Raw genomic sequence first — 25713 nt, 5'->3', positions numbered from 1 at the left:
TGTCTACGCGCATCGAATGCCGGCGCCTGAGTCGGGGTCGCGTGGGTCGTTCAGTTGGTGCTGTTGGCGCGCTGCCAGGCGGCTTGTACCGCAGCCGCTGCATCCGCCGGCTTCATCTTCCCCGTGGCGAGTTCGACCGACACGTCGTTGACCACCGCACCAACCGACGGGCCAAGCATCTGGTCGTAATAGATCTGGTGGTAGGGGGACTTCGAAACGTTGCCTGCCAATTGGCGAAGAATGGGGTTGGCGATGGCATCCTGCGTTCCAATCACCACGGGGATGTAGGAGCCGCGTTCAGCGGGCACCCGTTGATTCTTTGCCTCCGAGAAGAAGCGCAGGAATTCGACGGCCTCCTTCGGAGAGCCCTTGGTGACGAGCCAGCCATTCATTCCGCCCAAGGTGTCGCTCGGGTCGCCCTTGCCCCCCGCGACGACCGGGAACGGAAACCATCCCAGCTTGTCCTCGGGAATGCCGAGCTTGTTCGCGGAGTTCGCCTTCATCGAGCCGAGCATCGCGTTCAGCTGGAGCACCATGGCGCCCTTGCCGTCGCCGAACTGGCCCGACGACTGGGGAAACGTGGCGCCGAGGTAGCCCGGCTGGAAGGGCTTCAGGTCGGTCAGCTGCTGGAACAAGGTGCCCGCCTGGACGAAGGTGTCGCTCGCAAAGCCCTTACCCTCGCCTTGCATGGCAGCGTCGAAGGCAGCCTTGCCTCCGAGTCGCAATGCCAGATGCGACCAGTAGAAGTGCAGCGGCCACTTGTCCCCGCCGCCGACGATGATCGGCGTGCTTCCCGAGTCCTTGATCTTCTTCACGGCGCCGAGCAGGTCGTCCCAGGTCTTGATCGACCCGGCGTCCACGCCGGCCTTGGCAAAGAGGTCCTTGTTGTAGAAGAACCCGACCTGGCCCAGCTGCAGCGGCACCCCGTAGACCTTGCCGTTGACGGTAAAGGCCTGCAGCGCAGCCGGCATGAAGCTCTCGCGCCACTTCGCGTCCATCGGCGCCGAGAGGTCCTCGACCACCCCGGCCTTGATCTGGTCGCGCATGGTTCCGCCACCCCAGCTGTACAGGATGTTGGGCCGGTCGGGTGATTGCAGCAGCGTGGTCAGCTTCTTCTTGTACGACTCGTTCTCGAGGTACTGGATCTCGACCTTGACACCGGGGTGCGTCGATTCGAAGCGGCGTGCGACGTCGTTGTAGAAGGCGCCGGTCTCGGGGTTCTGGTCCACGTGGAGCAGACGAACGGTCATGTCGGCGGCCAGGACACCGGCAGAGGACAGGCACATCCCCGCGGCGAGCACCGCAGAAGAAACCAACTTGATGCTTCTCATCGTGTCTCCTATTTGTTTGATGGCCAAACAAATGTGCCATCCGCCGCTGATGACGTCACTAGGGAATACGCCGATGGTGCAGATTTTCGAAGTCGACGCCACGCTTTCGGCTTGGCTCGCCGCGCCATCGGCTCCAAGGATCGCCATGACACATCTGGAAAATCGAAATGTGAGACCATTAGTTCGACCAGCAGCCATAAAACGAACGAGCGCGCCGAAGGAGCCAATGCACACGCCAACGCCAGTCACGGGAGATCAGGCTCTCGTCAAGAACATCAATCGCATTGCCATGCTTCGCCTGCTGCGCGAACACGCCGGCATCTCGCGCGCCGGCCTGTCCGAGCGCAGCGGCTTGACGCGATCGACGGTCAGCCTGCTCATCAAGGAACTCATCGATGAAGGGTGGCTGGTCGAGGCGGATGCATTCGTGACCGGTACCGTCGGACGGCGGCCCACGCCTTTGAGGCTCGATGGCAAGAACATGGTCTTGCTCGGCGTCGACCTTGGACCCGACGTCGTCCGGGTCGTGGCGACCTCGATCCATGGGGAAATACTCGAGTCGAGCCAGGCAGCGTTGCGATCCAAGGATCCGGATCAAGCCTGCCACCAACTCGTCGAGATGGCCACCGCGCTCTCCGCGAAGATGACACGCGCAGGCGCGCGCCTCCTGGGCATCGGCGTCGGACTGCACGGGCCGGTAGACAAGCGTTCCGGCATGCTGGAATTTGCGCCGAACATCGGCTGGCGCCATGTCGAGATTGGCCGTCGCTTTGGCGCGGAACTCACACGGGCAGGCCTGGCGGACGTGCCGGTCTACTATCACAACGAAGCCGACCTGGCCGCGGTCGGTGAGATCGAGTTTTGCGAGAGACCGGTCGACGATCCCCTGGTCTACGTCAGTTGTGGCGTTGGCGTCGGCGCAGGCATCATCCTCAACCACGCGCTGTTCACGGGCGCCAGCGGTTCAGCAGGCGAAATCGGCCATACGACCCTTGTGATCGACGGGCTGCCCTGCTCGTGCGGTCGCCTCGGTTGCGCAGAGGCGTACATCGGGCTCAAGGCGATCGCAGCCGCAGCGGGTTGCTTTCAGGACGGCGCGATCGACCGGCGCGCGCTGAGAGCGCGCATGAGCGCTCGCGATCCAGCGGCCCGGAGCGCTTTCGCGCGAGCGGGCGCCATGCTGGGCGTGCTGCTGCAGAACGCCTGGACCACCTTCAACCCGCAGGTGATCGTACTGGGCGGGGAGACGGTGACCCTCGGCGGTGACACCCTTCTCGATGCGGCAACCGAGGTACTTGCCCGGTACGCAGAGAGGGCCGGCCTGACGGCGCCCATGGTGAGAACAGCGCGCTACTCCGACCTGGCCACCGCCGTTGGCGGGGCCGCTTATGTCCTGCACGCGATGCTCAATCCCCACCAGCCTGCCCTCCACTCGCAATACGTTCCGACCCCGTCGTCTGCCCAGGGCGCGTAGGGGTCTCGGTCAGGGTTAAACCCTAATTGGTTCGATCGGCGAATTAATTGAAGATTTGCCGATCTCATGAACCCTGCCCGCCCTCATCCACCCTTGCGCATCGGCATCCTGGGTTGCGCCAACATCGCCAGGCAGTTCTCGCGTGACGTGGCGCCGAGCCAGCAGGCGCGCGTCGTCGCCGTGGCGAGTCGCAACGCGGATACCGCAGCGGCCTTCGCATTGGCCCAAGGCATTGACCGACACCACGACAGCTACGAGGCCTTGCTGTCCGACCCCGAGATCGACACGGTGTACGTGCCGCTGCCAAACAGCCTGCATGCCGAATGGGCCATCAAGGCCGCAGAGGCCGGCAAGCACGCGTTGTGCGAGAAGCCCCTGGCGCTGAATCGCGACGAAGCACGGGCCATGTTCGATGCCGCAAAGCGGCACGGCGTCATGCTGCTTGAGGCGTATCCCTACTACTTTCAGCCGCAGACCGGCGCACTGCTCGACTTGCTGCGCGCGGGCGCGATCGGCACGGTGCGCTCGATCCAGGCGAGCTTCGGATTCAGTCTGGCGAATCCGCAAGGCAACATCCGGATGAATGCGGAACTCGGCGGCGGTGCATTGCTCGACGCCGGCTGCTATCCGCTGAGCCTGATCCGACTGGTCATGGGTTGCGCGCCGCAGCGCGTGCAAGCCGATGCCGAATGGGCCGGGACTGGCGTCGACATGGGCCTGACGGCCACCCTGTACTACGCCGATGGCGGTCGCGCCCAGCTTTCCTGTGCGATGGATACGGCGAGTCACCGACTGGCCCACATCGTCGGCACGCAAGGCGTCATCACCACCGAATTCCTGAACCATACGGGCTCGCCGTCCGGTGCTCCGCCTTTTGGCTATCTTTCCAGCCCACTGCGCATCCGTCGCGGGACGGCTCAGACGATTCCGTTCGAAGACATCGGGGCTGGCGTCGGGAGCGGCTTTCGCTTCGCCGCGGAGGCATTCGCAAAGGTCATCGCGGAGCGCGACTTCGACGCCGTCGCCCGAGCGGCCGAGGCCAGCCTGGACAACGCGGCGACGCTGGAAGCCCTCGCAAGAAGTGCAAGGGAAAGGCAGATCGTTGAACTGAGGCCTTAAGGCACCAGGTACGCAACCTGGGATGTACTTGTCATGCGCCAGTCGCGCGGCACCGTGCGCGCTGCGCCGGTGACCTCGACGCTGCCGCGCAGGCGGATGTCGGCGCTCGACGCGCCGACCGCGCAGTCGAACCACCCCGGCTCGACGACCCGTTCGCCGTCCGGCCCGGTGAAACTCAGCATGTCCACGGGCACCCGCCATGTCACGCGTGCCGCTGCACCCGGCACGAGGTCGATGCGCGCAAACGCCTTGAGCTCCAGCAGCGGCCGTACCACGCTCGCATGGCGATCGCGCACGTAGAGTTGCGGCACCTCGATGCCGCGGCGTGCGCCGGTGTTGATGACTTCGAAAGCGAGGACGACTTCTCCCGTGCTTTCCACGCTGGCGGTGAGCTCGAGCCCGCGGTACTCGAAGCTGGTCAATGCGCGCCCGTGCCCGAAGGGATAGCGGCTGCCGAAGTGAAAGGCGATCGGCGTTCCGGCGCTTTTCAACTTGTGGTTGTAGAAGTACGGCATCGCGCCCGCGCTCTTCGGCACCGAGACCGTGAGCCGTCCCGAGGGGGGAACGCGGCCCGCCAGCACGTCGGCCAGTGCCGTGCCGCCCTGCTGGCCGCCGGCGAAGGCCATCACGTAGGCGGCGAGTTTCGCCTCCATTCCGCCGAGGTCGTACGGACGTCCGCTCATCAGCACCGCAATCGTCGGCGTGCCGGTGGCCACCACCGCTTCGAGCAGCTGTTGCTGGACTCCCGGCAGCGCCAAGGTGTCCGTATCGCAGCCCTCGCCCACGGTCCCGGTCTGGAACATGCCCGCCAGGTCGCCGACGCACACGATGGCCACCTCGGCGCCGCGGGCCGCCTCGGCCGCCGCGGCGATATCGTCCGTGCGCTGCGACACGGGTGACTGCTGCAGCTCCCGCCCACTACCCAGGTCGCCCGGGAACATCGGCGCGCCTGCGCGGCGCTGCTCGATGATGCTGCAGCCGCGCTCATGGACGACGCGATCGGCGCCATAGAGGGCTTCGAGCGCGGCGCGCGGGGTCACGATATGGGCTGTACTTTCCTGCCCGTCATGCATCACGACATGGGCCGGGTAGCTGTACGCGGACAGCAGGGCGAGCGGATCATCGGCGGTGGGGCCAATGAGCGCGATGCGCGGCGCACGTGCGGGGTCCACGGGCAGGATGCCGGCGCGATCCTCGAGCACGACGATGGCCTGCCGCGCGGCTTCGAGCGCGACTTCGACAGCGGCAGGCGCGCGCAGAGCGGGGGCCTCGACCGGGTCGTCGAAGCTGCGCTCGAACAGGCCGAGTCGAAACTTGTGTTCGAGCACACGCGACACCACGGTGTCCAGCTGCGCGGCGCTGAAGATGCCGCGCCCGATCGCGGTCGTCACCTGCTGCGCGCAGTCGTCGCCGGGCAATTCCATGTCGAGACCCGCCCCGAAGGCCATGGCAGCAGCCTCCGCGGCGTCCCGGGCCACCGCGTGGTGCTGGTACAGGAGGCTCACGCCACCATAGTCGGCGACCACCAGGCCGTCGAATCCCCAGCGGTCGCGCAGCACCTCGGTGAGCAGATGCCGCGAGGCGTGGCACGGCTCGCCATCGATGTCGTGATAAGCGGGCATCACCGAGCCGGCGCCGGCAAGCCTCACGGCCATCTCGAACGGGAGCAGGAAGACGTCGTTCAACGTGCGCCAGCCGACGTTGACCGGCGCGTGGTTGCGCGCGCCCTCGCTGAAGGAATGGCCGACATAGTGCTTCAGCGTCGCCAGCACGCCGCGGTCGGGCCCTTGCAGGCCGCGCACGTAGGCGGCTCCCATGAGGCCCACCAGGTACGGGTCTTCGCCGAAGGTTTCCTCCGTGCGCCCCCAGCGCACGTCCCGCGACACGTCCAGCACCGGGGCCAACCCCTGCTGGCAGCCGACCGCCCGACATTCGGCACCCGTGGCTGCGGCGACCGCTTCGACGAGTTCCGGATTCCAGGTCGCGGACAGCGCTAGCGCCGAAGGGAACAGCGTGCCGTCGCGGGTCATCAGGCCGACCAGGCACTCTTCGTGCGAGATGGCGGGGATGCCGAGCCGCGTTTCGTTCCTAAGGTGCCGCTGCAGCGCATTGAGCGCCCGCAGGCCGGTGATCGGGTCGACACTGCGCGTTCCGAGCGGCCGGGTGATCTGGCCGACGCCGAGTGCGAGGCGGTGCTTTAGCGTCGCTTCATCGCTGGAGCCGAGAAACGCGGGGCCGGGCCGCACGCGGTGCTCTCCGTGCTCGTCGAGGAACAGCCAGTAGCCGTGCAGCTGCGCGACCTTTTCGGCCACGGTCATGCGCGCGATGAGGTCGGCCACACGAGTCGCCACGGACAAGGCGGCGTTCTTGTAGGGCGCGTCTGCGGAAATGGTGGACGGGGTCACGTCAGACCGAGCCGGATCGGCTGATCGTCGGGAGCCTCAATCGTTTCCAGGGCCGCGCTCAACTTGCGTGCGTACTCGACTTCCAGCTCGGTACCGGCGAGGTCGTTCAGCTCGCCCGGGTCATCGTTGACGTTCCACAAGATCTTCATCGGCGTATTTTGACCCGGATCGTTAACGTTGGCTCCCCTGAGGGAGCACTGAAATGTTCAGCCGTTTCCGACAGCATTGCGACCCGGTAAGGCAAAGCTTGTTCGCGCACGGACAGGCACCCCGACCTGCTCAGAATATCTTTCCTCGGTATCCGCATATGGCGAAAACTTATATTTATAGATCTCCGTCCATCCGCCCATAAATTACTACTTGGCATAGACATTGCCTCGACAAGTCATCTCCTTCCGCCAAGGATCGCATGTCCTCTTCATTGATTTCCCGCCGCGCCGGCGCGGCCCTTCTTTCGGCTGCCCTGTCGCTCGCCATCCACGCCGCGCCTGCCGCAGCGGAAGAATGGCCCGCCAAGCCGATCACCATGATCATGGGCTTCCCCGCGGGCTCCGGTGTCGACGTGGTGGCGCGCGCCATCCAGGAGCCGCTGGCCAGGCAACTGGGCCAGCCGATCATCATCGACTACAAGTCGGGCGCCGCCGGCAACATCGCCAGCGAGTACGTGGCGCGCGCCAAGGCCGACGGCTACACGCTGGCCTTCGGCACGGCGGCCACCCACGGCAGCAACGCGGCGCTCTACAAGAAGCTGCCCTTCGACGTCGAGAGCGACTTCGTCGCCGTGGCGCCGGTGCTGGATGTGTCGAACGTGCTCACGATCAATCCGGACGTGATCAACGTGACGACCCTGAAGGAGTTCGTCGCGCTCGTGAAGGCCAACCCCGGCAAGTACAACTACGCCTCCACGGGCAACGGCGCCGGCACGCACATGGCCTTCGCGGAATTCAACTCGCGCCTCGGGCTGCAGATGACGCACGTGCCGTACAAGGGCGGCCCGGAGGCGATCAGCTCGGTGGTCAAGGGCGAGACCTGCTGCATCATGAACCAGGTCCAGACGGTGCTGCCGCAGTACAAGGCCGGCAAGGTCCGCCTGCTCGGCGTGACGACGGCGACGCCGGTCGCCGCCGTCAAGGAAGTGCCGACCATCGCTTCGAGCGGCCTGCCCGGCACCCAGGGATTCGACAGCTCGATCTGGTTCGCCGTGTTCGCGCCCAAGGGCACCGACCCGAAGATCGTCGACAAGCTCAGCGCGGCCGTGAAGTCCGTGCTCGAGCAGCCCGAACTGCGAGAGAAGTTCGAGGCACAGGGCAACACGGTCCGGATCGAAACGCCGGCACAGTTCAAGAAGACGGTGCACGAGAACCGGGTGAAATGGGCCGAGGTCGCGAAGGCCGCCAACATCAGCCTGGACTGAACGCAAGTACGCCCATGTCCCCGGAAACCCGCCACAACCCCGAGGCCGTCCCAGGCGGATTGGCCGCACTCGAGCAGCGCCTGGCCAAGGACCTCGAATGCCTTGGATGGCCGGCACGCGACTGGATGCCGCAGCAAGGCGCCGAGCACGGCGTGCCGGTCCTCGACGTCGCCATCGTCGGCGCCGGCCAGGCCGGCCTTGCAGCGGCCGCCGCGCTGGCCCAGCACGGCATCCACGCGCTCGTGTTCGACCGCGCGCCGCTCGACTTCGAAGGCCCCTGGGCCACCACCGCGCGCATGGAGACCTTGCGCTCGCCGAAGGAGCTGACCGGCCCGGCGCTGGGCCTGCCGGCGCTGACCTTCCGCGCCTGGTTCGAGGCGCAGTTCGGCGCCGATGAATGGGCCCGGCTCGACGGCTGCGTGTACTGCACCTCGGTCCATGCGCAGCGCTTCGAGCAGTTGGCCAAGCGCAGCGACCTGATCGAACAGGTCTTCGAAGACCCCGCCACGGCCGGCACCAGCGAGCGCGAGAAGGCCATCGTCAAGTTCTCGGCCGAACTCACGCTGCGGCCCGATGCGCTGGGCGCCGAGGTGGTGGCCGGCGGCGAGCAGCAAATGCTCTGCATCGCCCGGGCGCTCATGAGCCGGCCGAAGCTGCTGCCGATGGACGAGCCGTCAATGGGCGCCGCCTACCTCGGGGGTCATGCGAACGCCTAGGTTTGCGCCACGTCAAGACGCCGTGCTTGCGCATTCCGATACTGACGGCATCCATCCCAAGGAGCATTTCATGTATCAGCGAATTCTTGTTCCCGTCGACGGCAGTGCGACCTCGCAGCGCGGGCTGGACGAGGCCATCGCCCTCGCGAAGATCACCCAGGGCCGGCTGCGGCTGTTCCACGTCATCGATGAACTCTCCTTCGCGCTGGCCATGGATGCCTACGCGGGCTTCGCCGGCGACTGGCTCGACGAGCTTCGCAAGGCCGGCCGCCGCCTGCTCGACGAGGGCCAGGCCGCCGCGAAGGCCGCCGGCGTCGAAGCCGACACGGTGTTGTGCGACAAGTTCTCCGGCACCGTCCACGAGCAGGTCACGGCCGAAGCCGCCAGCTGGCCCGCCGACCTGATCGTGCTGGGCACGCACGGCCGCCGCGGCGTCGGCCGCCTGGTGATGGGCAGCAGCGCCGAGAACGTGCTGCGCTATGCGACGGTTCCGGTGTTGCTGGTGCGCGCTGTCGAGGCCCCGACGACGGCGAAGCCCGAGCCGGCGCAGGCGGAGAACGTGAGCCTGCCCTCGGCCGCCCTGTCCTTCGAGTAGCCCCGTGGCCCGCCCGCGTCGCGGGTCTCATCGGCTGCGGGCGAGCCATCGGGCCCGCAGCGCCGCAGCGTCCAGCGTCGCTTCGGTGTCGACATCCAGCGTGATGGCGCGTTCGTCGCCGTCCAGGGGCTCGTGGCTGGCGAGCTGACGCTCCAGCACCGCCAGATCCGCCTCCGAGGCGTCGCTGCGGCCGGCGCCGCGAGCCGCCACGCGGCGCCGTAGTTGGGCGTCGGCGGCCTGGCAATGGAGAATCGAGAAAGGCACGCGCAGTTCGGCGGCCAGCGCCCGGAAGGCCATCCGCTCGTCGCGTCGCAGAAAGGCGGCATCGACGATCACCGGATAGCCCGACTGCAGCGCCGTGCGCGCGCACGCAGCCAGCCGGTCGAAGGTGCGCCGCGTCGCCTCCGGGGTGTAGATGTCCACCGACTGCTCGGCCGATCGCTGCAGGGGCGCCAGTCCGAACAGCCGCTTGCGTTCGACGTCGGATCGAATGCGGACCGCGCCTGCGAGCGCAAGCAGTTCCCGGGCAACGGTGGACTTTCCCGATCCGGACAGTCCGTGCGTGATCAGCAGGCGAGGCGCCGGCGCGGCATTCGGCGCGGCGAGCGCCTCGGCACAGCCGAGATAGTCGGGCCCGGAGGGTTGCAAGCCGTCGCCCAGCGCCTGCGCCCGCAGCACGCCGACCCGGGCCCGGACCAGGGCCCGATACACCTCGTAGGCACGCAGCACCGCCAGGCCGGCATAGTCGCCGCCCTGCTGCAGATAGGCGTCGAGGAAGCGATACGCCAGGTCGGCGCGCCCGTGGGCCTTCAGGTCCATGGTCAAGAAGGCGACGTCGTTCATGACATCGATCCAGCGCAGCGCGGGGTCGAACTCGATGCAGTCGAAGGCGATCAACTGGTCTTCGACGAGCACCACGTTGGCCAGGTGAAGATCGCCATGGCATTCGCGTACCGCCCGCTGGCGCTGGCGTTCGAGCCATGCGGTGCGCAGCGACTCGGAACGCTCGGCGATCCAGGCCAGCAGCGACTGGAGCCGCTCGGCGCCGCATTCAGCGGGCAGTCCCGCCAGCGCTTCGCGCATCGGGCGCACCACCTGTTCCGGCGCGCCGAACTCGGAGAACAGCGGGGCGACCTCGGCTTGCGCGTGGAATGCGGCGAGCCGGTCGGCAAAACGCGACAGCTGCGGCGCCTGCAGCTTCCCGGTGAGCAACAGGTTGCGCAGCAGGCAGTCTTCCGGAAAGCGCCGCATGCGCACGGCGTACTCGATCGGTTCGCCGCCGCCGTCGAGGCGCGGCGCATCGGGACTGCCGCGCACCGCGACGACGTCGAGGTAGAGCGCGGGAGCGAGGCGCCGGTTGAGCCGGAGCTCCTCGTCGCAGAAATGCTTGCGCGCCGCCAGCGTGCTGAAATCGACGAAGGACAACTGCACGGGCTTCTTCAGCTTGTAGGCCAGGCGCTCGGTCAGCAGCACCCAGGAGATGTGGGTCTCGACCAGCGAGACCGGCTGGCCGGTCTCGGCCTGCAGTTGTTCGCGCAGCGCCGTCACGAGGGAGCGGCCTGCCGTGAGCGCATCGGGAGTTTCAGGCTTCATGTCGGCGACGAGCGTACGGGGCTGGGGTCGGGCATCGATCGGAGTCGTCCCTTTTTACCGGCCGCAGAGACGAATTCCTTGCGCTGGCGCAAACCCGTCCCTGCCGGCGCGGAAGATGCTTCAAGGGCTCGTTCACTCGGGAGAGTTTCCATGAAAGCCAGGATTGTGCTCGCCCTGCTGGCGGTGGCCCTGAACACGGCGGCACTCTCCGCCGACGACACCGCACCCGGCCAGTTGAGCCCGGCATCGACGCCGAGCCAGAAGGCGAAGGACGCCGCCGGCAAGGCGGCGCGCGAAGCCCAGATCGCAGGGCAGAAGGCGGCCGACGCAGCCAAGGCGGCCCTCGATCAAAGCAGCGCGAGCGCCGGCAAGATCTCCAAGGCCCTGGCCGAAGCGATCCGGCAAGCGGCCCGGAAGGCGGCCGATGCGGCGCGCCGCTTCGAGGAAAAATCCTCGGCCTCGGCCGACATGGCGCTCGACTTCGGCAAGGATGCGGCACACGCGACCCGGGAACAAAGCAGGAAGGCGGCCGCAGCGAGCAAGGAGGCGCTCGAGAAGGCCGAGGAGGCCGTCCGGCGGGCGGCGGCGGCGAGCCAGGAAGAAGCGGAGCAGGCCGCGCGGGCCACCCGCGAGGCGCTGCAACGGGCCGAGGATGCGACGCGCAGCGCCGCGCTGGCCGCCAAGGACGCCGCCTCGCGAGCGCTCGAGGCCGCCAGGTCGTCCAGGCCTTAGGGCGAACGAGATCCCTAGACCCGGCGCACGCACTTGTCGTAGAGGTGCGGCGCGCGGCCGCCCGGGTCGTAGCGGGCCTTCAAGGCCTCGTAGGCGGCCATTCCGTAGGCCGCGTCGAACGCCTCCCGCGTGAAGAAGCAATCCGAATAGAGCGACTTGATGCCCCCCAGCCGCTGCACCTCGTGCTCGACCCGCCGATTGAAGTGGCCGGCCTCGTGCGGCACCTCGGCCAGGATCACGTCCCAGAAGCCGAAGTTCACGTAGAGCGTGCCGCGCTTGAGCGGGTACAGCGTGAAGTCGAGCTGCGGCTCGGGCGCGCGGACCGGGCAGATCCAGATCGGCAGGATGCCGATGTCGCGCAGCAGGAAATCCAGGAACTCGCCGGCGCGCGCGATCGGCAGGTCGACGTCCTGGATCACCGACTCGGGATACCGGCCTCGCAGCCGCGAGAGCTTCGTGCTCAGGCCCCAGCGGGCGTTCCATCGCATCAGCGCCGCGTAGGTGCGCGAGTTCAGGCGGGAACGGCCGTACAGGCGGCGCAGCAAGGGATTCTGGGCACCGAAGTTCCGCGAACACCAGAACCAGTCGGTGTCCCAGCGCCACAGGTAGTCGATCGTGCGCAGGTCGTCGACCGGCGTCTCGCGCAGCGAGCGATAGTAGATCCGCTCGAAGCTGTAGTCGCTCGGCGACTCGGCCTGGCCGACGAAACGCGCCACGTTGAGCACCAGGGAATCGCTGCCGAACGCCACGCCGTCGATGAAATCGGCGGCGCCGCCGCAGAGCTGCGCCAGCTCCGCGAAAAAGGCGTCGGGCCGCGTGAACTGCAGGTGCCGGACCTGCACCCAGGGCTTCACCGGCAGCGTCCTCAGCACCAGCCGCAGCGCGTAGCCGAGCGAGCCATAGGAATTCGGGAAGCCGAGAAACAGGTCGCGATGCGCGTTCTGCTGCGTGCAGGTGACGATCCGCCCGTCCGGCAGCAGCACGTCGAACTCGACCAGCGTGTGGTGCACCAGGCCGTGCCGGAACGAGGTGGCCTCGATGCCGACGCCGGCCACCGCGCCGCCGACCGTGATGGTCTTGAGCTGCGGCACCACGGCCGGCATCACGCCGTGCGGCAGCGTCTCCCGGACCAGCGCCTCATAGCTGGCCAGGCCCTCGACCTCGACCGTGGAAGCCGCCGTGTCGACGCCGAGGACGTGGTCGAACTCGCCGAGGTCCAGGCGCCGCTTGGCGATCGGCCGGCGGTCGCGGAACAGGTTCGAGGTGCTCTTGGCCAAGCCGAGCGGCGCGTCCTGCTGCGCCGCCGCGCTCGCCTCGAAGGCGGCGAGCAGCCGGCGCCGGCGGGCGGCATGCGCGTCGGCATCAGTCGGCATACAGGTGGGCGCGGGTCATCGGGTAGCTGTCGCGCGTGATGTGGCCCTTGCTGAAGACGATCTGGAACAGGTGCGTGTAGCCGGCCGGCGAGCGGAACATCTCGGCGCAGCCGGTCAGGTAGGTGCGCCAGATGCGCCGGAAGCGCTCGTCGAAACGGGTCGGGTCGAGCGCCCGGATGGCCTGCCAGCGCGACTCGAAGCGGGCCGCCCATGCCTCCAGCGTCGGCGCATAGTGGCGCCGCAGGTTCTCGACATCGACCACCTCCAGGCCGCTGCGCTCCATGCAGACGATGACGTCGGCAAGGCTCGGGATCCATCCCCCCGGGAACACATGCTTGCGGATGAAGAGCTCGGTCTCGTAGCGGCCCACGTGGCCGATGAAATGGAGCACGCCGAGCCCGCCGGGTTTCAGGAAGTCCGCATGCGCCTGGATCACTTCGCCGAGCTGGTCGCGCCCCGCATGCTCGAGGACCCCGATCGAGACCACCTTGTCGTAGGGGGCGTCGACATCGCGGAAATCGGCCTCGCGCACGCGCAGGCGCCCGGCCATCCCGCGGCGCTCGATCTCGCCGCGCAGCCACTCGGCCTGTTCGGTCGTGATGTTCACGCCGGTGCCCGACGCGCCGCGGGTTTCCGCAGCGCGGAACATGAAGCCGCCGAAGCCGCAGCCGATGTCGACGAAGCGTTCGCCCGGCGCCAGCCTGATCTTGCGGCAGACGTGGTCGATCTTGTTGCGCTGCGCCTGCTCCAGGCTGTGCGTGTCGGCGTCCCAGTAGCCGCAGGTGTACATCATCAGCGGCTCGTCGAGCCATTGGCGATAGAAGTCGGTGCCCAGGCCGTAGTGGAAGCGGGCATTCGCCTTGGCCGTGGCCGGATCCCGGTTCGAGTGCCTCAGCTCGTGCAATCCGTTCTCGATGTTGTTGAGCGCGCCGGGCTGCTGGTCGAAGCCGGAGGCCATGCCGGTGGCGAGCGCCGCGGCGAAGTCGCCGTCGACGTCGACCTCCTGGTCGAAGTACGCCTCCATCAGGCCGATATGGCCGCGCGTGGCGATGCCGAACAGGGCCGCATCGGTGTGGATGCACAGCGTGAACGCGGGGGCGTCCGCACCCACGGCCACCCGCGTGCCGTCCGGCAGCTGTACCGCGAAGGAAGCGCCGGAGCGTGTGCTGATGCCTTCGAGCATGCCGCGCAGCGGAAGTGAAAGCACCATCGATGGCTCCTTCGCCGTGTTCGGGCGGCACAACGGTCCCTGAGCGAATTGCGCTCCATCGTAGTCAATGGACCCGGGCCATGGTTGACATGGATCAAGCATCGCGAACTAGGATGAAACACCCCCCGAAGCGCCTGCGGCGCCTCCCCCCTCAAGGGGGGCGACACCGGCGGCCCGGCAAAGCCGGTTCCGCGGTATCCCTGGTATCGGACCGCGCCGGTTTCATGCGTCGTGGGTCGCGCCAGGCGCGGCGGAGCCACTGCGATGGAGGAATGGGCGCGCCGGGGCTGCGGCGGAGCTGCATTGATTCAGCGCAAGACAGCGTTGGCAGGATGCCTCTAAATTGAAGCTTGGCCCACGATGCGGAGATGGCAATGAGCAAGGTTCTGGTGGTCTTCTACTCCTACACGGGCACCTGCAAGCGCGCGGCGCAACTGCTGAGCAGCCAGCAGGGCTGGCCGATGGCCGAGATCGTGGAGGTCCGGCCGCGCAGCGGCGTGACCGGCACCTTGCGCTGCGTCCTCGAGTCTCTGTTCCGGCTGCAGCCGGCCATCCGCTATGACGGACCGATGCCGAGGGATTTCGACGCAGTGGTCCTGATATCGCCCATCTGGGCGCTGCGGCTGGCGGGCCCAATGCGCAGCTTCGTGGCACGGCGGCGCGACCACCTGCCTGATGTCGCCATGGTCTCCCTCATGGGCGGCAGCGGGGCGCCCGAAGCCGCTGCCGAGGTCACCCGCCTGATCGGGCGCCCTCCGATCCTGAGCACCGCGCTCACCATGCGCGAGGTCGACGACGGCAGCTGCGCGGCGCGGCTGCAGGCCTTCGGGACGGCGGTCGCCAGCGCGGAGGACTCGAAAGCCGTGGTTCGCCCGGTCACGCTGTCGCCGCAGGCGGTTTGACGTGAGGATGCCGCGGCCGCAGGGGCGGCAGCTGCACGCCGCCTTCGTCACCATTCGAGCGCTGGCCGCTCTCGGGGTGGTCGGGCTGGTCGGCGCCTGCGCGTCCGTGCCCGACCAGCCTGCCGCCCCGGGCCCTGTCGCCGAGCGCGCCGCGCCGGCCATGCCGGCCATGCTGGCGCCGCCGGCCGCGCCCGCCTTCTCCTCGCTGGTCGCCAGCCGCAGTGCCAGCGTGGTCGACATCAGTACCTTGCGGATCGGCCGCGACGAACGGGCCGAGGGCCTGGAACTGGAGTTCGCGCCCGAGAACGATTTTGCGGACAGGCTGGCCTGGCCGCTGCCGGCCGACGTCCGGATCAGCCAGATCCGCGACCTGGCGTCCGGCGTGGTCCTCGGCAGCAATGGCTTGATCCTCACCAGCGCCCACGTGCTCGCCGGCATCGACGAAGCGCAGGTCCGCCTGGGCGACGGCCGCCGCTTCCCCGGGCGGGTGGTCGGCATCGACGGGCGCACCGACGTCGGCTTGCTGAAGATCGATGCCACCGGCCTCGCCATCGCGCCCATCGGCGACTCCTCGCAGCTGGCGCCGGGCGACTGGGTCGCGGCGATCGGGGCCCCGTTCGGATTCCATGGCAGCGTCACCGCGGGCGTGGTGAGCGCGGTCGACCGCTATATCGGAGGCGCCGGGGAAGTCCCCTTCATCCAGACCGACGTGGCGATCAATCCCGGCAGTTCGGGCAGTCCCCTGTTCAACAGCCGCGGCGAGGTGGTCGCGATCAACTCGATGATCTACAGCGGCACCGGCGGCTACATGGGCCTGTCCTTTGCCGTGCCGATCAACCTGGCGATGAAGGTGGCGGCCCAGCTGAAGGAATCGGGGCGGGTACGCCGCGCCCACCTCGGCGCCGAATTCCAGGAAATGACGCCCCCGCTGGCCCAGTCCTTCGCCCTCAAGGAGTCCGCCGGCGCCCTGGTGGTGCGGGTGGACCCCGAGGGCCCTGCGCATGCAGCGGGACTGCTTCGGGGCGACATCGTCACCGCGTTCAACGGCGTTCCGATCTCGCACTTCACGGAACTGCTGCGGCAGGTCTCCAACAGCCCGGCCGGCCGCCGAAGCCCGGTCGAGCTGTGGCGGCACGGAACCCAGCGGACGCTCTGGGTGACGCTGTCGGAAGACGCCGGGCCACGGGCCGTCCCGCGGGCCAATCCGAGCTCCGAATGGGGCGACGGCCTCGGCTTGAAGCTCGGCGAGCTCTCGCCGACGCAGAAGCTCCAGTTCGGCAGCGACGGTGGCCTGGTGGTCCGCGACGCCGCCGGCCCGGCGCGCACCGAGGGCGTTCGCACGGGCGACATCGTCGTCGCCGTGAACGACAGCCGGCTCGACCGCGTCGAGGACTTCAGGCGCAAGCTCGCCGGGATCCCGCCGGGGCGGATGGTGGCGCTGCTGGTGATGCGCGATCGGCGCCTGGCCTATGTGCCCGTCGTCAATGCGCCATGAGGACGGGAAGCTTCATGCCCGCGAGGATCTCGCGCGTGACGCCGCCCAGAACCAATTCCAGCATGCGGGTGTGCCCGTAGCCGCCCATCACCAGCAGGTCGCTGTCCATCCGGGCGGCACTGTCCAGCAAGGCCTGCGCGAAGTCCGTGCTGACGACCTGCCGTTCGGCCTTCGCATGGAGGCCGTGGCGTTGCAGCCATTCGAGCGTCTGCGGAATCAGCAGCCGGCCTTCGTCCAGGGTCTCGCCGGCCCGCTGCAGGGAAACCAGCGACACGGATGACGCCGGGGCGATCAGCGGCAGCGCGTCGCGCAAGGCCATCGCCGCTTCCCGCGAGCCGTCCCAAGCGACCAGCACCTTGTCGCCAGGCTGCCGTACCGACCCGGCGCGAGGCACCACCAGGACGGGCCGGCCGACGTGCAGCATGACCTGCTCGGCCAGCTTGCGGGCGGTCATGTCGTCGGTCTCATCGTCGTCCTGCCCCACGATGACCAGGTCGCTGGCACGGCCATGCCGGATGACGGCGTCGACCGAGGGTTCGTCCACCACGCGAACCTCGCTGGAGAGCGGCCCGGGTCCGCGCAACTGGTCCTTGAACACGTGGGCGACGGCCTCCGCGCGAACGCGCAGGTAGTCGGCGGACGCGGCGGCGAAGCTGGCGTCGCCCCTCGACATTGCATCGGCGGGAATGCGGCCGTCGTACAGGCCGGTGGGAATGAGCGCGACCAGGTGGCTGCCATGGACCCTCGCCAGCGAAGCGGCGAGTCCGACGCGCGACGCGCACGCGGCCGAATGGTCCAGGTGCACCAGGATGGTTCCGAGGTTCATGGTGGGTCTTTCGCCTTCGATGGAGACGGGCTGATGTTCACGCGACGGCCATGCGCCTCCCTTGACGCCGATCAAGGCCGCGCCCGGACGCTGGGCCAGACTCCATGACCGAGCCAGGAGATCCTGCTGCAACAGGCGGGCCCGCTCCGATCCATCACCGAAAGGAATGCCATGAAATCCGATGCCATGCTGCGAAGCGACATCGTCGCCGAGCTGAACTTCGACCCTGCGATCACCGCCACCGACGTCGGGGTCATCGTCCGGGATGGCGTGGTGACGCTGACCGGACACCCCTCGAGCCACGCCGAGAAGCACGCCATCGAACGCGCAGCGCAGCGCGTCAAGGGCGTGAAGGCCCTGGCCGTCGAGATGGCGGTCAAGCTGCCGGCCGGCAGCGAACGCACCGACGCCGACATCGCCAGGGCGGCCGAGAACGCGCTCGAGTGGAACGTGCTGGTGCCCGACGACGCCATCCATCCGATGGTCGAGAACGGCTGGATCACGCTCAACGGGCATGTCGAATGGGAATACCAGCGCCGGGCCGCCGAGGTCGCCGTGCGCAACCTGCTGGGCGTCAAGGGCGTCACCGACCTGGTCGAGGTGAAAGCCCGCTTCAGCCCGGCCGACGTCGAGCGCAAGATCCGGGAGGCCTTGCAACGGCAGGCCGACCGGGATGCGCTGCATATCGAGGTGCTGGTCGAAGGCGCCCAGGTCACGCTGCGCGGACATGTCCGCTCCTGGGCCGAGCGCCGGGCCGCGCAGGGTGCCGCCTGGTCGGCGCCCGGCGTCGGGAGTGTCGTCAACAACCTGCTGGTCGAGGAATGACGCCATGAAACATCTCACTGCGGCCGACCGCGAAGCCCTGGCGCTTCAACTCGGCGTCCTGAAGCGCCAGGTTCTCGATGAACTGCACGACGCCGCACCGCACCCGAGTAGCGATGCGCGCGCCGGCGAGCACGACGTCCACAGCCATGCCGACGATGCCGAGATCGAACAGCTCGACGACGTGCGCTTCGCCCAGATCGAGGTCGACCGCACCCGGCTGAGGGAGATCGAACAGGCGCAGCAGCGGATGGCCGAAGGCCGGTACGGGATCTGCATCGACTGCGGCGAGGAGATCCCGCGCGAACGGCTGCTGGCCCAGGCCATGGCCATTCGCTGCGCCGCCTGCCAGGACATCGTCGAGAGTCGACGGCAGCGCTGAAGAGTCCCGCACCGACATGCCGCCATTCGCAGGAGCCGTCCCATGATGTCGCCTCTCAAATCCCTCCTCGTCCACCTGGACGGCACGGCACGCGCGGAGACACGGCTGCGGCTCGCGCTGCAGCTGGCGGCCGACTGCGATGCGCGGGTGAGCGCGTTGTTCGCCGTCGCACCACTCTACCCGCCGGTGCTGCCCATGCCGGGCGGCGCTGCCCTGCCGCTGGCGGGCAAGATCGATCTCGACCACCGGATCAAGGCCATGGGCGCCTTCGAGCGGGCACGCGGCAGCAGCAAGCAGGCCTGCGAGTGGCTGGAGCTCGCCGGCGAGCCGGTGACCGCGACCTTCGCGCGCCGGGCGCTGAGCGCCGATCTGCTGTTCCTCGGCCAGCGCGACCCCGGCGATGCGCAGGGCTTCGACGTCCCGGCGGATTTCGTCGAGTCGGTGCTCATCGACGGCGGACGCCCGGCCATCGTGATCCCCTATGCCGGCGCGGCGACCGTCGCGCCCAAGACCGTCCTGGTCGCCTGGAAGGCGACTCGCGAGGCCGCCCATGCGGTCACGGCGGCGGTGCATTTCCTGCGCGGCGCCAAGCAGGTGCACCTGGTCGACCACGACGACGACGAAACCCAGGCAGCGCCGGTGCAGGTCCGGGAATACCTCCGGCGGCACGGTATCGCGCAGGTGCACGAGCAGGCCCGGCTGTCCGAACGCCATGCCGGCGAGGACCTGCTCTCCATGGCGGCCGATTGCGGCGCCGAAATGATCGTGATGGGCTGCTACGGACACAGCCGGGCCCGCGAACTGGTGCTCGGCGGCGCCACGCGGACCCTCCTGCAGTCGATGACGGTGCCCGTTCTGATGGCGCACTGACCGGCTGCGATCGGGGGTCGCCGCCCTTCTCATCCGGGCCGGATGGGCGGACACTTGCGCCCGATGACGTCCGACCCGCCACCCATGCCCACCTCCTCCCCTCCCGTGGCCGCGCTGCCGGCCGGCATTGACGAGCGCGGCGTGTTCCGCTCGCTGTTCCTGGCCTATCCCGACTCGCTGCTGGTGGTCGACGCCAGCGGCACGATCGTGATGTGCAATCCGCCGGCGGCCCGGCTGCTGGGCTACACGGTCGAAGAGCTGATCGGCAGTCCCGTCGATGCGCTGGTCCCCGATGCGATCCGGCCCCGTCATGCGCAGTTTCGCGAAAGCTACGGGCGCGCCCCCCGGGCCCGCCCGATGGGAACGCACACGGAACTGGTGGCGCGCCGCAAGGACGGCAGCGAGGTGATGGTCGAGATCGCCCTCAGCCCCCTGCAGGCGCACGGGCTGCCGCTCGTCATCGCCGCGATCCGCGACATCGGCGCCTACCCGCGGGTGCAGCAGGCCCTGCAGCGGGGGCGCTACAACGCCCAACTGGCGGAGTTCGGCCGCCTGGTGGTCGATGCCCGCGATCCGCACACCCTGCTGGGCCACGTCCCGGTCATTGCGGCGGAGGCCCTGGAGGTGGACGTCGCGATGGTCTTCCTGCTCGACAAGGACCGCCAGGGGCTGCGCGTGGCGAGCGGCGTCGGCACGGTGCCGGGCGAGGAGATCGGCACGGTCCTGCCCTATCGCCCGGACGCCACGCCCGGTCTGGTGCTGTCCCAGGAGCGGCCGCTGCGGGTCGACGATTATGGCCGGGAAGACCGTTTCGTCGTTCCCCCGGCCTACCTGGAGGCCGGCCTGACCAGTGGCCTGGCAGTGCCGATATCGGACCGGGGCAACACCATCGGGGCCTTGTCGGTGCGTTCCAGGGCCCGGCGAGACTTCGGCGAGGACGAGACGCGCTTCCTGCTGGCACTCGCGAGCCTGCTGGGCGCCAGCCTCCAGCGGGTCGAGTCGGAGGATGCGCTCAAGCACGCGCAGCGGCTGGAAAGCGTCGGCCAGCTGACCGGCGGCATCGCCCACGACTTCAACAACCTGCTGACGATCATCCAGGGCAACCTGCAAGTGCTGCAGGAATACCCGCCGATCGCCGGCGACAGCCATGCACAGCAACTCGTCGGTGCCGCCATGCGGGCCACGCAGCGCGGCGCCGACCTCACGGGCAAGCTGCTGGCATTCTCGCGCCGCCAGGTGCTGGTGCCCAGCCCGGTGAACATCGAACTCACCCTCAAGGCGCTGGCCGACATGCTGCGCCGGACGCTCGACCAGCACATCCACATCGAGGTCGACGCGCACGCGCCTTGCCCGCCGGTTCGGGTCGACCCGGTCCAGCTGGAGTCGGCCTTGCTCAATATCGCCATCAACGCCCGGGATGCGATGCCGGCCGGCGGCGTGCTGCGCTTCGGGTGCCGGGTCTGTTCCGCCTTGCCGCCCGGCTTGCACGTCGACGCCGAACCGGACGGTCCGCGGCGGCCACGGTACGTGGCGATCTCGATTTCCGACACCGGAACGGGCATGTCGCCCGACGTGAAGGAGCGGGCGCTCGAACCCTTCTTCACGACCAAGGAAGCCGGGCGCGGAACGGGACTCGGTTTGAGCACCGTCTATGGATTCGTGAGCCAGTCGCGCGGCGCCCTGACGATCGACAGTGAACCCGGCTCGGGCACCACCGTGACGCTGTACATCCCGCAGTCCCTCGCGGGCGAGCAGGGTGACAGCAGCGAGGAAGGCGCCGCCAAGCCCATTCCGCCGGGACTCAAGGTCCTGCTGGTGGAAGACGACATCGACCTGCGCAGCGTCGTCGCAACCTTCCTGCACGCGATGGGCCTCCAGGTGTCGATGGCGGCCAACGCCGAACAGGCGCTGCTGATGCTGGACACCGAGCCGCCCTTCGACCTGCTGCTGACCGACATCGCGCTGGGCCCGGGCCTGCGCGGCACCGAACTCGCAGCCCGGACCCAGCAGCGCTTCCCATCGATGCCGGTCCTCCTGATGTCGGGCTTCTCGCCCGAGCTGCTGGGTGCCGACCGCGATTCGCCGTTGCGCTGGGAGTTGCTGCGCAAGCCCTGCACGCGGCAGGACCTGGCGAACGCCATTGCCAAGGTCCTGGCGGCTTCCTCCCGCACGGAATGACGCCGGGCAAGGCCGCCGTCGAGCGCGCTTGATCGGGGTCAAGGCGGGCGCCAGGGCCTGCGATAGGCTGGGTTGTTCACGTGCAACCTACCGCCCATGCAGCCCCGCCCGCCCGCCCACGCTGCCAGTTCGAAGCCCATCGATGCGTCCTGGCCCACCGATGCCGCCACGCTCGTCGAGCGAGCCCGGCAGCTCGCGCATGCCCGTGACGGCGATCCGCTGCGATCGGCGTTGCGCGGCAAGATCCTGGCCCTGCTGTGCGAGCGCGTCGACGACGACGCTGCGCAACTGTTCCGACGTGCGGTGACAGAACTGGGCGGCCGCATCGCCCATGTCCGGCCCAAGCTCGACGACCGAAGCAGCGCCCAGGACATCCGGCACACGGCCCATGTGCTGGGCCGGCTCTACGATGCGATCGAGTGCCATGGGATGGACCCCCGCCTGGTGGCGCAGATCCGGTCCGGTTCGGGGGTCCCGGTCTATGGCGGGATCGCCTTGAGCAGCCATCCAAGCGCCAGGCTGGCTGCGCGGCTGGACCGCCAATCGCCACTCGCGGACCGGCGCTGCCGGATCGTCCAGGCCATCCTGCTCGGCGGCGGCGCCTGACACCGACCGTTGCCGATTGATGGACCGGACCGGCGCGACTACGATGCGCGGGTGAGCACCTCCATCCATCTCGCAGTCCTGGACGACGAACCGGACATCACCCAGCTGCTGGCCAACTACCTCGCCGGCCATGGCTTTCGGGTCAGCCAGCTGCATTCCGGCAAGGCGCTGATCGAACTCATGGCGCGCGATGCGCCGGCGCTGGTGCTGCTCGACCTGGGACTGCCCGGGGAAGACGGCTTCGCGATCGCGCGCCAGCTGCGGGAACACTGGTCTTGCGGGCTGGTCATCGTGACCGGACGCGGCGATGCCGTCGACAAGGTGGTCGGACTCGAGGTGGGTGCCGACGACTACGTCACCAAGCCCTTCGACCTGCGCGAACTGGTGGCCCGCATCAAGGCGGTGCTTCGCCGCCTGGCCTCGCCCGCGCCGGCCGCGCCCCAGGCCGCGACGGCCGTTGCGGCGGGGCCCGCGACGCGGCTGCGCTTCGACCGTTGGGAGCTCGACACCGCCGCGCGACGCCTGATCGATTCGCGCAACAACGAAGTGGCCCTGACGAGCGGCGAATTCGAACTGCTGTCCACGCTGGCCAATCACCCGGGTCGGGTCCTGTCGCGCGACTTCCTGCTCGAACACACGCGGGGCCGCGAAGGCGGTCCCTTCGACCGCACGATCGATGTCCAAGTCGGGCGCCTGCGGCGCAAGATCGAACTCGACCCCGAGAATCCCCAGATCATCAAGTCGGTCCGGGGCGCGGGCTACATCCTCGTGCCCAGGGTCGAGGCGGCCTGAACCGCCGCGCCCCCTGGCCCCGCTCAATGAAAGGCGGCGGCCGCCGGTGCCACGCTGCCCTGGATGAAGGCCGTGAGCGCTTCCACCTGCGGGATGTGGATGTCGCGCCGGCCCTTCTCGGTGAAGCGGATCACGTCGCCGCGCGCCAGCCGCGACAACGCCCGGCTCACCGTTTCCAGCGTCATGCCGAGGTAGTTGCCGATTTCCGCCCGCGTCATGCGCAGCGTGATCTGGTCGGTGCGAAGGCCGCGCTGGGCGAGCGCATCGGCCCAGTAGCGCAGGAAGCCGGCGACGCGGGCGTCGGCGGGCAGCGTGCACAGCGCCAGCATGGAGTCGTGATCGCGCGTCAGTTCGCGGCTCATGGCCTCGTGCAGCAGGGTCAGCAGTGCCGGCGCGCGGACGGCCGCCTGGATCAGGGCGTCGTAGCGGATGGCCCAGATCTCTCCGGTGTCCATCGCGACGGCATCGCAGTTGTACTGTCCCGCCGCAATGCCGTCCAGGCCGAGCCAGTCACCCTTGAAGTACAGCCCGACCACCTGTTCGCGCCCTTCGCCGGACAGGTTGACCAGCTTGAAGTAGCCCGAATTGACGATGTAGAGGCTGCCGAACTCCTGGCCCATCTGGTACACCGAGTCGCCCGCATGGACCACTCGCCGATGAATCGGGAAGCTGTCCTCGAGCAATTGCAGCATGTCGGCGATGCGCCGAATGGCAGACCCCGTGCAGCTGGATACGCTGGCTTCAATCATTTCCTGGCTCCTTGCAAATCGATGGACACAGCTTAGGAATCGCGTGCAACAGGCGCATCAATGCGATGACGGCCTCGGTAACAGTGCGTCAACCTTCGGTGTCGGTTCGGTATCAGTTGCCGATTTGCGCGACCGCTCGATGGATTTGATGGGGGTCAAGGTCTTTTTTGCCGCAGGCCCTACCTTCACGGGTGTGAGCACCGCCCCTTCGATCCCCTTTCACCGGCCCTGGTGGAACGAGCCGCTGGATGCGGCTCGCGTTCTCGCCGTCTTCGCCACCGCCAGGCGCCTGCGGGCGGATGGTCGCAACGGCGCCCTCAGCAAGTCGCTGCGCGGCAAGAACCTGGCATTGCTGCTCGGCGCGCCTGCGGGGCGGCAGGCGTCGACCCTCCATCGCGCGGCGCTGGACCTCGGGGCCCGGGTGGCCGAGATCCGGTTCGTCGAACCCGAAGCCGGGACGCCGCACGACATCGGGACGCTGGCGCGCCTGCTGGGACGCATGTACGACGCCATCGACTGCGGCGCGCTCGCGCCCGCCACGGTCGACCGGATCGAACAGGAAGCGGGCGTCCCGGTCTATGCCGGGCTGGGCCTCGACGAGCACCCGGCCAGGATGCTGGCGGACCTGATGACGCTGTGCGACTACCGATCGCCGCCGCCACCGGAGCCGACGATCCTGTTCCGTGGCGAGCCGCAGGCAGGCCGCGACCGCGCTTTCCTGTCGGCGGCCCAGGACCTGGGCTTCGCGGTCCGGGTGGCCGGCCATCCGGACGCGGCATCGGAAGCGGGGGCCCTCGCCGTCGATGCCACGCATCCTCCTCACTGGTCCCTGCATGGGCCGGGCGGCCCCATCGACGAGGCCCGTCGTGCGGAGAACCATCGCTGCCTGCTGCAGGCCGTGCTGCTGGACACCATGGGCGGTGCCTGATGTCGGCCGGGCGGCCGTGGCTACGGCGCCTGCAAGCGCTGCAGCACGGCTGCGCTGGGATAGCCGTCGGCGGGCAGACCGACGCTGCGCTGGTATTGGCGGATCCCTTCGCGGGTGGCCGGCCCCATCATGCCGTCGGGCGTCCCGCTGGCGAAGCCGCGCTGGTTCAGCGCGGTCTGGAGTTCCAGCAGCTGGCTGCGGCTGAGCGCCGCCAGGTCCCGGGGCCAGGGCGCCTGCACGCCGGGCCCGTCCGCCAGGCGTTGCGCCAGAAGCCCGACCGCGAGCGCATAGCTGGTCGAGTTGTTGTAGCGCAGGATGGCGCGGAAATTCGGCCCCACCAGGAAAGCCGGTCCGCGCGCACCCGCGGGCAGCAGCACCATGCCGTCGGCAAATTCCGGCAGCGGCCGACCGTCCATGCTGCGCAATCCCTCGGCGGCCCATTGCGCACTGGATTGGCGCACGCCGGTGTCGGCGCGGCCAAAGTCGAAGCTCGGCGGCAGTTGCACCTCGACACCCCAGGGCTGGCCCGGCTTCCAGCCCGAACGCGCGAGGAAGTTCGCGGTCGAGGCCATGACGTCGGCCATGCTGCCCCAGATGTCGCGCCGGCCGTCGGCGTCGGCATCCACGGCGTAGGCCAGGAAGTTCGACGGCAGGAACTGCGTCTGGCCCATGGCACCCGCCCAGGAGCCGATCATGTGCGCGCGATCGATGTCGCCCTTGTCGAGGATCTTCAGCGCCGCGAGCAGTTCGCGACGCGCCCATTCCTCTCGCCGGCCCTCGAAGCCCAGCGTGGCCAGGGCGTCGATGGTCGGCGTGCTGCCGTAGTTGCCGCCGAAGTTGCTCTCCATGCCCCAGATGGCAACGACGATGGCGGGCGGAACGCCGTAGCGCGCGGCCGCCGCATCGGCATCGGCGCGAACCTGCAGCATCTTGTCCTTGCCGAGCGCCACGCGCTGGGGCGTCACGGTGTTGTCGAGGTAGTCCCAGACCGTGCGCGTGAACTCGGGCTGGGCGCGGTCCAGCTCGACGACGCGCGGCAGGTACTGCACGTCGGCGAAGGCCGCTTGCAACGTCGCCTCGCTGACGCCGGCTTCACGCGCCTTGCCGCGGAAATCCGCGACCCAGCGCGCGAAGCCCTGCTGGAGCGCCGCGTCGTCGGCGCCCGCGGGCATCGGCGGCGACGCCGCAGCCGGCCGCGCGG

24 protein-coding genes and 1 pseudogene are annotated in these 25713 nt (G+C 68.8%); 16 read left to right on the top strand and 9 right to left on the bottom strand.

Features of this window, described 5'->3' with window-relative positions; all coding sequences use genetic code 11:
• Positions 1 to 50: 50 nt before the first annotated feature.
• Positions 51 to 1331 carry an ABC transporter substrate-binding protein gene (locus AC1DYD_RS28310; protein ID WP_478176074.1) on the bottom strand — a complete coding sequence of 427 codons (1281 nt, stop codon included), beginning with the start codon at positions 1329 to 1331 and terminating at the stop codon, positions 51 to 53.
• Here AC1DYD_RS28310 and AC1DYD_RS28305 point away from each other — a divergent pair.
• Positions 1321 to 2805 carry an ROK family protein gene (locus AC1DYD_RS28305; protein ID WP_478176118.1) on the top strand — a complete coding sequence of 495 codons (1485 nt, stop codon included), beginning with the start codon at positions 1321 to 1323 and terminating at the stop codon, positions 2803 to 2805. The genes AC1DYD_RS28310 and AC1DYD_RS28305 overlap by 11 nt on opposite strands.
• Before the next feature lie 66 nt (positions 2806 to 2871).
• Entirely contained in the window at positions 2872 to 3924 is a 1053-nt protein-coding gene (locus tag AC1DYD_RS28300) for a Gfo/Idh/MocA family protein (RefSeq protein WP_478176073.1), read from the top strand.
• Here AC1DYD_RS28300 and AC1DYD_RS28295 read toward each other — a convergent pair.
• Together AC1DYD_RS28295 and AC1DYD_RS28290 are read right to left on the bottom strand one after the other, a co-directional pair.
• On the bottom strand, positions 3921 to 6329 hold the full coding sequence (locus tag AC1DYD_RS28295; RefSeq protein ID WP_478176072.1) for a beta-glucosidase: 2409 nt from the start codon (positions 6327 to 6329) through the stop codon (positions 3921 to 3923). The two genes, AC1DYD_RS28300 and AC1DYD_RS28295, sit on opposite strands and share 4 nt — an antisense overlap.
• On the bottom strand, positions 6326 to 6478 hold the full coding sequence (locus tag AC1DYD_RS28290; RefSeq protein WP_478176071.1) for a hypothetical protein: 153 nt from the start codon (positions 6476 to 6478) through the stop codon (positions 6326 to 6328). The genes AC1DYD_RS28295 and AC1DYD_RS28290 overlap by 4 nt, the downstream gene beginning before the upstream one ends.
• A gap of 260 nt (positions 6479 to 6738) precedes the next feature.
• Here AC1DYD_RS28290 and AC1DYD_RS28285 point away from each other — a divergent pair, with 260 nt between their 5' ends.
• The 4 genes and pseudogenes from AC1DYD_RS28285 (at position 6739) to AC1DYD_RS28270 (ending at position 9054) form a co-directional block, all read left to right on the top strand.
• Complete coding sequence (locus AC1DYD_RS28285; protein ID WP_478176070.1) at positions 6739 to 7743, top strand: Bug family tripartite tricarboxylate transporter substrate binding protein; 1005 nt, start codon at positions 6739 to 6741, stop codon at positions 7741 to 7743.
• 14 nt (positions 7744 to 7757) lie between these two features.
• A pseudogene (locus AC1DYD_RS28280) lies at positions 7758 to 8156 on the top strand (NAD(P)-binding protein); the annotation flags it as partial.
• Positions 8157 to 8162: 6 nt separating this feature from the next.
• A complete protein-coding gene (locus AC1DYD_RS28275) occupies positions 8163 to 8459 on the top strand; it encodes an ATP-binding cassette domain-containing protein (protein WP_478176117.1) in 297 nt (98 codons plus the stop codon).
• A gap of 70 nt (positions 8460 to 8529) precedes the next feature.
• On the top strand, positions 8530 to 9054 hold the full coding sequence (locus AC1DYD_RS28270; RefSeq protein WP_478176069.1) for a universal stress protein: 525 nt from the start codon (positions 8530 to 8532) through the stop codon (positions 9052 to 9054).
• Positions 9055 to 9081: 27 nt separating this feature from the next.
• On the opposite strand, the gene AC1DYD_RS28265 is transcribed toward AC1DYD_RS28270, so the two are convergent.
• Positions 9082 to 10647, bottom strand: a complete 1566-nt coding sequence (locus tag AC1DYD_RS28265; RefSeq protein WP_478176068.1) for a bifunctional aminoglycoside phosphotransferase/ATP-binding protein — start codon at positions 10645 to 10647, stop codon at positions 9082 to 9084.
• Positions 10648 to 10797: 150 nt separating this feature from the next.
• Here AC1DYD_RS28265 and AC1DYD_RS28260 point away from each other — a divergent pair, with 150 nt between their 5' ends.
• Complete coding sequence (locus tag AC1DYD_RS28260) at positions 10798 to 11379, top strand: hypothetical protein (protein WP_478176067.1); 582 nt, start codon at positions 10798 to 10800, stop codon at positions 11377 to 11379.
• Positions 11380 to 11393: 14 nt separating this feature from the next.
• Here the strand turns inward: AC1DYD_RS28260 and AC1DYD_RS28255 are convergent, their stop codons facing one another.
• A complete protein-coding gene (locus AC1DYD_RS28255; protein ID WP_478176066.1) occupies positions 11394 to 12752 on the bottom strand; it encodes an FAD-binding oxidoreductase in 1359 nt (452 codons plus the stop codon).
• Entirely contained in the window at positions 12742 to 13962 is a 1221-nt protein-coding gene (locus tag AC1DYD_RS28250) for a class I SAM-dependent methyltransferase (RefSeq protein ID WP_478176065.1), read from the bottom strand. Before AC1DYD_RS28250 ends, AC1DYD_RS28255 begins: the two co-directional genes overlap by 11 nt.
• 374 nt (positions 13963 to 14336) lie before the next feature.
• On the opposite strand from AC1DYD_RS28250, the gene AC1DYD_RS28245 reads away from it, so the two are divergent.
• Positions 14337 to 14864: a flavodoxin family protein gene (locus tag AC1DYD_RS28245; protein ID WP_478176064.1), complete on the top strand. Its 528-nt coding sequence runs from the start codon at positions 14337 to 14339 to the stop codon at positions 14862 to 14864.
• Positions 14865 to 14871: 7 nt separating this feature from the next.
• On the top strand, positions 14872 to 16359 hold the full coding sequence (locus tag AC1DYD_RS28240; RefSeq protein WP_478176116.1) for a trypsin-like peptidase domain-containing protein: 1488 nt from the start codon (positions 14872 to 14874) through the stop codon (positions 16357 to 16359).
• Here the strand turns inward: AC1DYD_RS28240 and AC1DYD_RS28235 are convergent.
• Positions 16346 to 17185, bottom strand: a complete 840-nt coding sequence (locus AC1DYD_RS28235; protein WP_478176063.1) for a universal stress protein — start codon at positions 17183 to 17185, stop codon at positions 16346 to 16348. The genes AC1DYD_RS28240 and AC1DYD_RS28235 overlap by 14 nt on opposite strands.
• Positions 17186 to 17356: 171 nt before the next feature.
• Between AC1DYD_RS28235 and AC1DYD_RS28230 the strand changes: the two genes are divergently transcribed.
• The 6 genes from AC1DYD_RS28230 (at position 17357) to AC1DYD_RS28205 (ending at position 22835) form a co-directional block, all read left to right on the top strand.
• Entirely contained in the window at positions 17357 to 18010 is a 654-nt protein-coding gene (locus AC1DYD_RS28230) for a BON domain-containing protein (RefSeq protein WP_478176062.1), read from the top strand.
• 4 nt (positions 18011 to 18014) lie between these two features.
• Positions 18015 to 18389 (top strand): TraR/DksA family transcriptional regulator, encoded by a 375-nt coding sequence (locus tag AC1DYD_RS28225; protein WP_478176061.1) that lies wholly within the window; start codon positions 18015 to 18017, stop codon positions 18387 to 18389.
• Between the two features lie 42 nt (positions 18390 to 18431).
• Positions 18432 to 19259, top strand: coding sequence for a universal stress protein (locus AC1DYD_RS28220; RefSeq protein WP_478176060.1), 828 nt, complete (start codon positions 18432 to 18434; stop codon positions 19257 to 19259).
• Between the two features lie 84 nt (positions 19260 to 19343).
• Positions 19344 to 21437, top strand: a complete 2094-nt coding sequence (locus AC1DYD_RS28215; RefSeq protein ID WP_478176059.1) for a PAS domain S-box protein — start codon at positions 19344 to 19346, stop codon at positions 21435 to 21437.
• 96 nt (positions 21438 to 21533) lie between these two features.
• Positions 21534 to 22043, top strand: a complete 510-nt coding sequence (locus tag AC1DYD_RS28210) for a Rossmann-fold NAD(P)-binding domain-containing protein (protein WP_478176058.1) — start codon at positions 21534 to 21536, stop codon at positions 22041 to 22043.
• A 51-nt stretch (positions 22044 to 22094) separates the two neighbouring features.
• Positions 22095 to 22835 carry a response regulator gene (locus tag AC1DYD_RS28205; RefSeq protein WP_478176057.1) on the top strand — a complete coding sequence of 247 codons (741 nt, stop codon included), beginning with the start codon at positions 22095 to 22097 and terminating at the stop codon, positions 22833 to 22835.
• Positions 22836 to 22858: 23 nt separating this feature from the next.
• On the opposite strand, the gene AC1DYD_RS28200 is transcribed toward AC1DYD_RS28205, so the two are convergent.
• Entirely contained in the window at positions 22859 to 23584 is a 726-nt protein-coding gene (locus AC1DYD_RS28200) for a Crp/Fnr family transcriptional regulator (protein WP_478176056.1), read from the bottom strand.
• Positions 23585 to 23627: 43 nt separating this feature from the next.
• On the opposite strand from AC1DYD_RS28200, the gene AC1DYD_RS28195 reads away from it, so the two are divergent.
• Positions 23628 to 24512: a Rossmann-fold NAD(P)-binding domain-containing protein gene (locus tag AC1DYD_RS28195; RefSeq protein ID WP_478176055.1), complete on the top strand. Its 885-nt coding sequence runs from the start codon at positions 23628 to 23630 to the stop codon at positions 24510 to 24512.
• Positions 24513 to 24532: 20 nt separating this feature from the next.
• Here AC1DYD_RS28195 and AC1DYD_RS28190 read toward each other — a convergent pair.
• The coding region (locus tag AC1DYD_RS28190; RefSeq protein WP_478176054.1) for a lytic murein transglycosylase at positions 24533 to 25713 on the bottom strand (1181 nt) is incomplete at its 5' end.

It is taken from the genome of Variovorax sp. P4_B11 (assembly GCF_056402355.1).
This window is presented reverse-complemented; position numbering and strand designations above follow the sequence as displayed.